Genomic DNA, 10327 nt, shown 5'->3' on the forward strand with positions numbered 1-10327 from the left:
CCGACGGGGACGCCAGCAGCACGAGGGCGTCGACGTCGCCGTCGAGTACCGCCTGGCGGCCAGCCGCCGCGTCGGCGTAGGTGCGCACCTCGACGTCGACGTCCAGCGAACGCGCCGCCGCCGCGATCGCCGCCGCCTGTGTGCCGTCCGCCGCCGTCACCGCGACCCGTCGCGCCAACGAACCGCCGACGGCGCTGGTCACCAGCACGCTCGCGGCGATCGCGACGACAAACAGCGCCGTGGTGATCTGGAACGCCCTCGACCGCACCCGCGTCTTGATCTCTCGGCCGGCTATCAGGCGCAGCACCCGCCACGGCCCCAGCCCGCCATCTCCCGCGAACCGCGCGCTGTCGCCCGACGGGACCTCCGGCCCGGCCGTCACGCCAGCCTGCCCGCGGACTCGCCCCGGCCGCCGGTGGAGCGGTCGCTGTTGTTCCCGCCGCCGCCACCACCACCGCCGGGGGCGGAGGCGGAGGGAGCGCTCACCACGTCGCGAAACAGCTCCGCCAGCGACGGCCGGCGGGGACGGAACTCGTGCACCGGGCCGCTTGCCAGCGCTGCGCGCAGCACCGCCTGATCGTCCGCCTGCGGCTCGAGCTCGAGTACCGTGCGTGACCCGTCCCGCTCGCGCACCCGCACCCCGGCCAGACCGTCCGCCCAGCCGGCCGGAGCGGCCACCACGAGCCGTCTACCCCCGCTGGTCCGCAGCTCGTCGACCGGCCCGCAGGCGACCATCCGGCCCGCCCGCACGATCCCGACCCGATCACACAGCCGCTCGACCAGGTCGAGCTGATGGCTGGAGAACATCACCGGCACCCCGGCCGCGCGCCGCTCCCGCAACACCTCGCTCATCACGTCGACGGCGACCGGGTCCAACCCCGAGAACGGCTCGTCGAGCACCAGGGCGGCCGGATCATGCACGAGCGCCGCGGCGAGCTGGACCCGCTGCTGGTTGCCGAGGCTGAGCTTCTGCACCTCGTCATCGCGGCGGGCGGCGACGCCGAGCCGCTCGGTCCACTGAGCCACCGCCCGGCGCGCGGCCACCGGCCCCAGACCGTGCAGCTGGGCGAGGTAGTGCAGCTGCTCGGCGACCTTCATCTTCGGGTAGAGCCCGCGCTCCTCGGGCATGTAGCCGATCCGCCGACGCATGGGCAGGCTCAGCGGCGCCCCGTTGTAGCGGACCTCGCCAGCGTCGGCGGTAAGCACGCCGAGGATGATCCGCATCGCCGTCGTCTTGCCGGCGCCGTTGCTGCCGACGAACCCGAACAGCTAGCCGGCCCGTACCTCGAACGACATCGCGTCAAGCGCCACGACGTCGCCGTAGCGCTTGGACACGACGTCGACGACCAGCCGCCCGTCACCCATCCGTACCGCCTTCCCACTCGACCACCCCGGCCATCCTGCCGGCGCTCTGCCGGTCCGAACTCCTGGGGTCATGGATCGCCACCGGACGGCGGGCCCCGATCTCGATCCTCGCTTGGTCCTGGGTGGTTGTTGGTGGCTTTGTATCGATGTTGTTTTCTTGATCATTTAAATCATTTATCATTTTGATCATTTTTGTTAAGCGAATTCGTCAACACCGTTGATTATCTTGGGCGGGGCGAGCAGTCCGGCCATGGTGAGTTCGACGAGCCGGTCGGCCTGCTCGATGGACATCTGTTCGGCGATCCAGGCGGCCGCGTTCACCAGAGCGAAGATGTCGGCGCCCGTCGCGTCACGGCGCAGGGCGCCGGCCTCGCGGGCCCGCGCGATCAGCCGGTCGCCGATGTCGGTCATGTGGACGCACGACCGGTGCAGCTCGGATCGTCGACTCCCCCGACGAGCACGCCAGCGAGCCCCTGGTAGGCGGCGGCATGCGCGATGACGGCGCGCACCCAGACGGTGAGCGCCGCGGCGGCCGAGGGCTGGGCGAGCAGGTCGGTGCTGGTCGAACAGGGCGTCGTTGCGCTGGCGCAACAGCGCGGCGAGCAACGCGCGCCGGGTCGGGAAGTGCGCGTAGAGCGTGCCGATCGCCACCCCGGCGCGGCGGGCGATGCCCTCCAGCGGGGCGTTCGTGCCCTGCGCGCGAAAGGCCGCGGCGGCCTCGTCGGACGACTTTCGGGAGATGACGGATGATCCTGGTAACCGGTGCTACCGGCTCCATCGGACGGCCCCTCGTGCGCCGCCTGCGGCGCGACGGCGTCGCGGTACGGTCGCTGGTCCGCGACGCGGCGAAGGGCCGCGCGCTAGGTGGCGAGTTCGTCGTCGGCGACTTCGACGATCCGCGCTCGATCGCCGCCGCCCTGGCCGGGGTCGACCAGTTGTTCCTCAACGGCGCCGGGGCACAGCCAGCAGGCGGCGATCATCGACGCGGCGCGTGCCGGGTGGTAAAGGTGTCGGTCTGGCACGCCCACGAGGACGGCCGGCTCGCCGAGGGCGCCCACTGGCAGATCGAGCAGCATCTGAAAGGATCCGGGCTGATCTGGTCACTGCTGCAGCCGAACGGCTTCATGCAGAACTTCATCACCGGGCAGGGGGCCTTCACCGCCGACGGGAACCTGGTCGGCGCCTACGGCGACGCCGCGGTCTCCTGGACCGATCGAGACGTCTCGGGCCGCGGTGAGGATGGGCGCGGATGCCGTCAACACCGTTGATTATCTTGGTGATTGGTAAGTGGTCGGATCGGGGGCCGGACTACTCGGGGTGGGGATTCGGTCGGCGACGAGGATGCGGCCGTTGCGCAGCGAGCGGCGGTGCTGGATCGGGGTGTCGAGGTCCCGGGCCAGGGCAAGCAGGGAGTCGTCGCGGGCGACCCCGAAGCCACGGGCGTCCACCGCGCGACGCATGGCCCGCGGCGTCCACACCGAGCGGTTCGGCTCCCGGGCCATCGGGTTCGACTGTCGGGAAAGGGCGCTGATCAGGCGCGACGCCCACCGGCCGAGCGGCGCGGATGGCGCCGACGTGTGGTAGTGGACGATCAGGCGGCTGCCCGGGGCGGAACGGTCGCCGACGATCCGCAGCGTCCGGGCGGCCTGGCCGCGGGTCAGGTAGGGCACGACGCCCTCCCAGATCCAGATCGTCGGGATCGACCGGCGGTGGCCGGCGGCGGCCAGCGCCGCGGCGAGGTCATCCCGGCTGAAGTCCACGGGCACGAAACGTGGCGGCGCCCCCGCCGGGACCAGCCCGCCGGCCCGAATCCGCTTGTCATGCTGCGACGCGGGATGGTCGACCTCGAACACCGGCGTCGCGGCGAGATCCGCCATCCGCCACGCCCGCCCATCCAGCCCCGCCCCCAGGATGACGACCTGAGCCCTGGCAGCGGGCACACCGTCGGGTGTGGCGGGTAACGCCTGGCGGACGGCGTCGTCGATCGCGACGGTGCGTGGCGCCATCACCTCGGCGCAGGCCCGCACCATCTCGAAGGCCAGCCGCGGTCCCCAGCCGGCCGGCGTGGTACCGGATCGCACCTGTTCGACGATCCCCCGCTCGGCGGGAAGCAGGAACGCCAGCGCCGTCGGATCGTCGAACCGGCCGACGGCGAGCCGCCCGTGGGCGACGGCCCGACCCTGGCAGACCATCACCGCCGTGCGGCTGGCGCCGCCCGTTCCACCCATCGGCCGATGACCTCGCCCCCGCGGCCGTCCTGCGGCAGAACCCCGTATCCTCATCACGCACCTACCTCGCCCGCCCCGCCGGACCCGCCGGCCGCGGCCCGTCGCAGCGGGCGGCCCGCGTCGACGTCGCCGGAGTCCTGGCCCTCATCGTCGCAGCCGGCCGGCCCGGCGGCTCGGCCAAGCCCCTCGACACCCACACCGACAGGGCCGGGGCCCGGCCGGGCGGCCGTCGAGATCCGACCGGCAGCGGCCGTGTCAGGCGACGGGCACGGTCACCGCCGCGCCGGGCGCGCTTCCTGGGGCAGGCATGCTCCGCATGCGGGCCACGTCGACAAGCGCCGATCGAGAACCGCCGCCACTCGAGAACCCCAGCCCAGGCCCCACCAGGCCCCACCGACCGGACCGCGCGAGCGGCCCGGTCGCGGAAACCTACCGGGCCTGTGGCCCCTCGCGACGCTGGACCGGCAGCCGCACGCCGCCGGGCGGCGTCGCCTGGCCGAGTTCGGTCAGCTCCGCCAGCCACAGCTGGGCGAGACGCTCGCGGTTCGGCACACTGTCGCTGGCCGCGAACGTGATCCCGACGCGGTCCCCGAGGCCGAACAGGGCGACGGACAGGTGCTGGCGCCCGACGAGCAGCGGTCCCGTGCCGATCAGGTCGGTGACCGCCCGACCCACGACGGACAGCGGCCCGCGGATGGTGCGGGCGTTCGTCGCGACCATCGCCAGCTCCCGGGTGCGCCCACCGAAGCTCGCCGCGTAGGAGAGCATCCGGGGGGTGGCCCGCGTCGACACGGCCGGGAAGTGGTGGTGTTCCACCACGCCCATCCCGCCGTTCTTGAGCCGGCGGGTCGTCGCGGCGATGCGGGCCAGGCGCCGGGCGGCGTCGGGTTCCCCGCACGGCAGCGCGACCCGCACCCCCGAGGTGTAGTTCGACAGCACGTTCTGGTCGGCGGCGACGCGGATGCTGACGGGCATCAGCGCGTGGACGGGCCGGGAGTCCTCCCGCCACTCCGGCATCGACCACGCCCGCACCGTGCCGGCGAGGGCGGCCAGGTAGACGTCATTGACCGAGGCGCCGTGCCGGCGGGCGATGTCCCGCATCGGCCCGAGCTCAGTGGTGATCCAGGTGTGCCGCGCCGGGCCGACCGGCTGCCCACCCCAGGCGTCGAGGACGCGGGTCGGCGACAGGCAGCTCAGCCCCCGGCTGACGAACCGCAGGTAGTCGCCGGCCTGCGGGCGGGGGATCGACGCGGGCAGGCCCAGGTCGGGCTCGTCCTCGCCGCCGAACAGCAGGTACAGCGACCGGTAGAGCGCCGCGCCGTCCTGGGCGATGTGGCTGGTGCGGTAGACCACCACGCGGCCCGCGGTCCCCTGCTCGCACAGCAGATGGATCTTCCAGGGCTGGCGGCTGGGTTCGATGGGGCGCCGGGCGATCCTGTCGATGGCGGTGCGGATGCGCCGGTCGCCGATTGCATCGCCGCCGATCAGGCCGGCGACCTCGGCGGCGCTCGGCAGCTCCGCCGCGACGACGTGGTCGTCGACCTTCATCTCCGGGTCGCAGACCCAGTGCGTCTCGTGCACCGTGGTCCGACGGTCGACCTGACGGACCGTCACCGTCTCCAACCGGTCGGTGAGCATTCGCGCCCGCGGGGTGCGTAGCCGTTCGGCGACCTGTGCCCGCAGGTCCGCCAGCTCCACCGGCCCGTCGAGGAACAGCACCGCGCCGACGTCCTGGTATTCACCGGGATTGAGCCGGTGGAAGGCCAGATAGGCGCGGTCTCCCGCGGTCAGCGGGCGGGCGAAAGCCCGGTTGTAGCCGGTCTTCGAGACCGTGTCGAGGAGGGTCATCAGGCGCGCCCCCAGCCCGTCGCCGGGCATTGGGTGCAGGCCTTGACAACGCGATCAATAATGTTAGCAGATCGACGCACGGATGCGTCGTGGATACCTGTACCCATGGACCTGTATATCCGTGGGCCGATGGGCCCATCCAGCCTTGTGTCGTGCGTCTCCACACGGATGGGCGAGACGGCCGGGAAGGATCCGGCTGGGCGGCACGATGGCCCCTATCAATGCAGGTGATACGCGGTCGGACGGGCAAAATCGGCCGGACGGTGGTATCACCACGAATAGGCCATGGCGCTAGCACCGACGGGGTTACACACATGAGCACGATATTCGCGAGGGGTCGGCCCGACGCATAGATCAGAATTCCCCGCGCAGTTCCCACACAAAGCGTTCCAGCCCAGCGACAAAGGCCTCGGCCTGCGACGCCGGCTACTCCCCCGTCGCCACCGGAGCCGGGTTCGTCCTGGCCGCCGCCGGCACCGTGCCCGCCGGGTCCACGGCATGATCGGCGCCACGCGACGACGGCGGCCTGGCCCGGTGTGACCGAACGCCGGGTGAGGCGGGAATCGGGCGGGTACCCGCGGTCGTTACGCTGCCATTGTGAGCGAACATTTCGACGTGGTGGTTCTGGGTGCGGGTCCGGGCGGGTATGTGGCCGCGATCCGCGCCGCCCAGCTCGGTCTGACCGCGGCCGTGGTGGAGGAGCGGTACTGGGGCGGGGTCTGCCTGAACGTGGGCTGCATCCCGTCGAAGGCCCTGCTGCGCAACGCGGAGCTCGTGCACACCCTCACCCACGAGGCCAAGACCTTCGGGATCTCCATCAACGGAGAGATTACGTTCGACTACGGTGAGGCGTTCCGCCGCAGCCGCAAGGTCGCGGACGGCCGGGTCAAGGGCGTCCACTACCTGATGAAGAAGAACAACATCACCGAGTTCACCGGGCGCGGCACGTTCGTCGACGACCACACCCTGTCGGTCGCCACGTCGGACGGCTCGACCAGCACGGTGACGTTCGACCACTGCATCATCGCCGCCGGCGCCACGCCGCGGCTGCTGCCGGGCACGTCGCTGTCCGAGCGGGTCGTCACCTACGAGCAGCAGATCCTCAGTCCCGAGCTGCCGCGCAGCATCGTCATCGCGGGCGCCGGGGCGATCGGCGTCGAGTTCGGCTACGTGCTGCGCAACTACGGCGTCGACGTCACGATCGTCGAGTTCCTCGACCGGATGGTGCCGCTGGAGGACGCCGAGGTCTCCGCCGAGCTCGCCCGCCACTACAAGAAGGCCGGCATCACGGTCCTGACCTCGACCCGGGTCGACTCGATCGACGACTCCGGCGACACGGTGAAGGTCACCGTGACGGGCTCCGACGGCGTGTCGAAGGTGCTGGAGACCGAGAAGGTGCTCCAGGCGATCGGTTTCAGGCCGAACGTCACCGGCTACGGACTGGAGAACACCGGCGTGGCGCTGTCCGAACGCGGCGCGATCGACGTCGACGGCTTCTGCCGTACCAACGTCCCGCACATCTTCGCCATCGGCGACGTGACGGCCAAGCTCATGCTCGCCCACGCCGCCGAGGCCATGGGCATCATCGCCGCGGAGACGATCGGCGACGCCGAGACCTACCCGCTGGACTACGTGATGATCCCGCGGGCGACGTACTGCCAGCCGCAGGTCGCCTGCTTCGGCTACACCGAGGCGCAGGCCCGCGAGGCCGGCTACGACGTGCAGGTCGCGAAGTTCCCGTTCTCGGCCAACGGCAAGGCGCACGGCCTCGGTGAGACCGCCGGCTTCGTGAAGATCCTCAGCGACGCCAAGTACGGCGAGCTGCTCGGCGCGCACCTGATCGGCCCGGACGTCACCGAGCTGCTGCCGGAGCTCACCCTGGCGCAGCGCTGGGACCTCACCGTCGCCGAGCTCGCCCGCAACGTCCACGCCCACCCGACGCTCGGCGAATCGGTCAAGGAGGCCATCCACGGCCTCGCCGGCCACATGATCAACATGTGACGTTCGGCCGGGACGGGGAGGCCACGGCCTGGTCGGGATGATCGCAGCGGGGCCGGCGGTGCGCCGCGTCCGCAGGTGATCGCGGAGGACTGATCGCCGTCAGGCGGGGGCGCCCTGTTGCCGCCATGCCTGCGCGGCGTGCCGCATCAGCACTCCGGTCGCGAGAGCGCGCAGTTGCTCGACCTCGGCGGCGGGCAACCCTGCGAACAGCTCGGGCTCCGCCTCGTCGAGCAGTGTCTCGGCCTGGCGCAGCAGGCGCTGGCCGACCTGGGTGATGGTGAGGATCTGGCGGCGCCGGTCGCGCGGGTCGCGGTCGCGGCGGATGAGCTCGGCCGCCTGCAACCGGTCGAGGAAGGACACCAGGTCCCCGCTGTCGAGGCCGAGACGGGTGGCGACGTCGCGCTGGATGGCCGGGCCGAACTCGTCCAGGCAGCACAGGATCGCGTGCTGGTGCTGGTTGAGGCCGAGGGTCGCCAGCCGCTCGGCACAGTGCGTCCGGGAGAGGGCGGCGAGCCGGGCGAGCACGAAGCTCGTGCGGTGACGCAACGCGGCGGGCAACAGAGCGTCGGACACCGTCATGATCCCCATCCTATCCGCCGGCCGCTGGTGCCCCTATTAATTGGCGATGCCAGCAATTGGTATAATCATCGACATGCCTTTCAAGGGAGATCCCAGCGGTCGGCTGCTGCTACCCATCGTGCTCGCCGCCTACGTCCTGTACGGCTTCGACGCCAACGTGGTGAACGTCGCCATCCCCGACCTGCAACGCCGACTCGGCGCCGGACCCGCAGCGCTCGAACTCGTCGTCGGCGGCTATGTGTTCACCTACGCGGCGGGGGTCGTCACCGGCGGGCGGCTCGGTGACCTGTTCGGCCACCGCCGCCTGTTCCTCGCCGGGGTGACCGGCTTCGCCGCGGCCTCGCTGCTGTGCGGGCTCGCGCAAGGACCCGTCGGGCTGATGGCGGCCCGGATGGCGCAGGGCCTGACCGCGGGCGGCGATGGTCCCCCAGATCCTGGCCCTGGTGACCGCGTCGTTCACCGACGCCGAGCGCTCCCGCGCGTTGGCCTGGTATGGAGTGGCCGGCGCGGTCAGCGGGGTCGGCGGACAGGTACTCGGCAGGCTGTTGCTCGATGCCGACGTGTTCGGACTGGGTTGGCGAGCCGTCTTCCTCGCCACCGCGGCGGCCGGCGTCGCCGTCGTCGCGGTGGCGGCTCGGGTGCTGCCCCGCGCCGAGCGGCGAACCGCCGCCGGGCTGGAGCTGGATGTCCCCGGGGCGGCCGGGATCTCCGGCGGGCTCAGGCTCGCGCTGCTGCCGCTGGTGATCGGGCACGAGACCGGCTGGCCGCTGTGGGGCTGGCTGCTGCTGGCCGCCGCCGTCCCCACGCTGGCGGCCGCGGTGCGCTGGGAACGGTCGGTGGCGCGGGGCGGCGGACAGCCCCTGGTCGATCCCGCCCTGTTCCGCGCCGCGACGTTCGCCACCGGTCTCGCGGTGAACGCCGCGTTCATGGCATCGTTCAGCAGCTGCCTGTTCGTGCTGAGCCTGCTGTTGCAGGCCGGACTCGGGCTCGGTCCGCTGGCGGCCGGGCTGGCGTTCGCGCCGATGGGCCTGCTGGCGATCGGCAGCTCGTTTCTGGGGCGCCGCCTGGTCGCCCGCCTCGGCCCGGCGGTGCTGCTGGCGGGCTGCGCCGTGACCGCGCTGAGCTTCCTGATCCTGGCGGTGGCCCTGCATACCCATCCCGCCGGCTTGTCCCCCGCCTGGCTCGTCGCTGGGATAGCCGGGATCGGGGCCGGCAACGGGCTGATCCTGCCCTCCCTCGTCGGTGCGCCGTTGGCCGACGTCCCCCGCGAGCGGTCCGGCGTCGCCGCCGGGGTCCTGACCACCACCCAGCAGTTCGCCGGCGTCGCCGTTCTCGGCGCGGTGTTCTTCGCCCGGTTGGGCACCCATCCCGACCGTGCCGCGCATATCCGCGCCGCCGAGTCCGCCTTCTGGCTCGGCCTTGCCCTGGTCGTGGTGATGACCGCCCTGGTGGCTCGCCTCGCCTGGCTCGATCCCGCCCGACGCCGCGGCCGGCCGACGGCTGCTCCTTCGGCGTATGTCGAGTTGTGATCTGTGAAGCCGCGAAAACGCGAACGAACCCTCCTTGATCACGACTGTCGAGGCGCCTTAGCGGGCCCCGACGGCGGCCGGCTGGCGCGGGCGGAAGATGACGCCGGGGGTGTCCGCGCCGAGTCCGACGTGGAAGGCCGCGCGGACGGGCTGGCCGATCCTCGCCTCCCTCGGCGCGACTCCGTCGAACCGGCCGGGCAGCCGGACTCCCTCGTCCAGGGTCACCAGCGCGAGGACGTACGGCGGGCGGCCGGCGAAGGCGGGCATGCTGTGATGGCGGATGACGAGGTAGCTGTCGACGACGCCGAGGCCGCCCGCCGGTTCGAAGGCGGTCGGCCTCGGCGTCGTCGACAGCGTTCCAGCCGCGGTGGCAGCCAGCTCCGGCAGTCCAGGCACCGGGACAGCACGAACCGCTCCTCCCACAGCGCCGCCCACAGGGGCCCGGTGCCGTCGTCGTCGTCCGCCGGCGTGGCACTGTTCCGCGGAACACCATGATCGCTGTCGCTGTCGCTGGAGTCCGGGCCCGTCGGCGGCCCGGCCGGCACCGCTGGCCGTGGCAGAGCCACGGTCGGCGCCTGGTCGCCGAGGTCCGGATCGGCAGCGGGATCGGCAGTCCCCGCCGCCACGCCGCCCTGCGTACTCGGTGGACCCGCGGCCGCCGGTCGGTCCGCCACGGCCGCGACGGCCGGTGAGTCCGCGCTCGGCGGGGCGGCCGTCGGCGCATCCCCGGCCGGATCCTGCCGGGTGGCGGGGACCGTGGGTGGCGGCGCGGTCGCG

General features: G+C 72.3%; 9 protein-coding genes and 2 pseudogenes. 4 read left to right on the forward strand and 7 right to left on the reverse strand.

Translation table 11 applies throughout. From position 1 onward, the window contains the following. The 3 genes and pseudogenes from G6R25_RS17180 to G6R25_RS17190 form a co-directional block, all read right to left on the reverse strand. A pseudogene (locus G6R25_RS17180) lies at nucleotides 1-382 on the reverse strand (ABC transporter permease); the annotation flags it as partial. Further along, on the reverse strand, nucleotides 379-1224 hold the full coding sequence (locus G6R25_RS17185) for an ABC transporter ATP-binding protein (RefSeq protein ID WP_473246908.1): 846 nt from the start codon (nucleotides 1222-1224) through the stop codon (nucleotides 379-381). The pseudogene G6R25_RS17180 and the gene G6R25_RS17185, both read right to left, overlap by 4 nt. 336 nt (nucleotides 1225-1560) lie before the next feature. Beyond that, nucleotides 1561-2106 carry an SbtR family transcriptional regulator gene (locus tag G6R25_RS17190; protein WP_268904170.1) on the reverse strand — a complete coding sequence of 182 codons (546 nt, stop codon included), beginning with the start codon at nucleotides 2104-2106 and terminating at the stop codon, nucleotides 1561-1563. Nucleotides 2107-2111: 5 nt separating this feature from the next. On the opposite strand from G6R25_RS17190, the gene G6R25_RS17195 reads away from it, so the two are divergent. Then, a complete protein-coding gene (locus tag G6R25_RS17195) occupies nucleotides 2112-2633 on the forward strand; it encodes an SDR family oxidoreductase (RefSeq protein WP_235948820.1) in 522 nt (173 codons plus the stop codon). On the opposite strand, the gene G6R25_RS17200 is transcribed toward G6R25_RS17195, so the two are convergent. Further along, a complete protein-coding gene (locus G6R25_RS17200) occupies nucleotides 2634-3593 on the reverse strand; it encodes a class I SAM-dependent methyltransferase (RefSeq protein ID WP_163553807.1) in 960 nt (319 codons plus the stop codon). Nucleotides 3594-4022: 429 nt separating this feature from the next. Continuing rightward, the gene (locus G6R25_RS17205) at nucleotides 4023-5441 is read right to left on the reverse strand and encodes a WS/DGAT domain-containing protein (protein WP_235948822.1); all 1419 of its coding nucleotides are present in this window, start codon (nucleotides 5439-5441) and stop codon (nucleotides 4023-4025) included. Between the two features lie 597 nt (nucleotides 5442-6038). Here G6R25_RS17205 and lpdA point away from each other — a divergent pair. Next, nucleotides 6039-7442, forward strand: a complete 1404-nt coding sequence (lpdA, locus tag G6R25_RS17210) for a dihydrolipoyl dehydrogenase (protein ID WP_163553809.1) — start codon at nucleotides 6039-6041, stop codon at nucleotides 7440-7442. 99 nt (nucleotides 7443-7541) lie between these two features. Here lpdA and G6R25_RS17215 read toward each other — a convergent pair whose 3' ends face one another. Next, nucleotides 7542-8021 carry a MarR family winged helix-turn-helix transcriptional regulator gene (locus tag G6R25_RS17215; protein WP_163553810.1) on the reverse strand — a complete coding sequence of 160 codons (480 nt, stop codon included), beginning with the start codon at nucleotides 8019-8021 and terminating at the stop codon, nucleotides 7542-7544. 73 nt (nucleotides 8022-8094) lie between these two features. On the opposite strand from G6R25_RS17215, the pseudogene G6R25_RS30690 reads away from it, so the two are divergent. Both G6R25_RS30690 and G6R25_RS17220 read left to right on the forward strand, forming a co-directional pair. Continuing rightward, nucleotides 8095-8373 (forward strand): annotated as a pseudogene (locus tag G6R25_RS30690) (MFS transporter); the annotation flags it as partial. A 91-nt stretch (nucleotides 8374-8464) separates the two neighbouring features. Beyond that, nucleotides 8465-9550, forward strand: a complete 1086-nt coding sequence (locus tag G6R25_RS17220; protein ID WP_268904169.1) for an MFS transporter — start codon at nucleotides 8465-8467, stop codon at nucleotides 9548-9550. A 57-nt stretch (nucleotides 9551-9607) separates the two neighbouring features. Here G6R25_RS17220 and G6R25_RS27600 read toward each other — a convergent pair whose 3' ends face one another. Continuing rightward, nucleotides 9608-9946 (reverse strand): Zn-ribbon domain-containing OB-fold protein, encoded by a 339-nt coding sequence (locus tag G6R25_RS27600; RefSeq protein WP_235948824.1) that lies wholly within the window; start codon nucleotides 9944-9946, stop codon nucleotides 9608-9610. Between the last annotated feature and the right edge of the window lie 381 nt (nucleotides 9947-10327).

Origin of the sequence: Candidatus Frankia alpina, from assembly GCF_902806485.1 — a bacterium.
GTDB classification, from domain to species: Bacteria; Actinomycetota; Actinomycetes; order Frankiales; family Frankiaceae; genus Frankia; species Frankia alpina.

Bases quoted from the DNA above. Each gene is read 5' to 3' on its own strand.
- G6R25_RS17185 (WP_473246908.1), bottom strand. From the start codon at position 1,224: ATGCGGATCATCCTCGGCGTGCTTACCGCCGACGCTGGCGAGGTCCGC.
- G6R25_RS17195 (WP_235948820.1), top strand. From the start codon at position 2,112: ATGATCCTGGTAACCGGTGCTACCGGCTCCATCGGACGGCCCCTCGTG.
- G6R25_RS17215 (WP_163553810.1), bottom strand. From the start codon at position 8,021: ATGACGGTGTCCGACGCTCTGTTGCCCGCCGCGTTGCGTCACCGCACG.
- G6R25_RS17200 (WP_163553807.1), bottom strand. From the start codon at position 3,593: ATGGGTGGAACGGGCGGCGCCAGCCGCACGGCGGTGATGGTCTGCCAG.
- G6R25_RS17205 (WP_235948822.1), bottom strand. From the start codon at position 5,441: ATGACCCTCCTCGACACGGTCTCGAAGACCGGCTACAACCGGGCTTTC.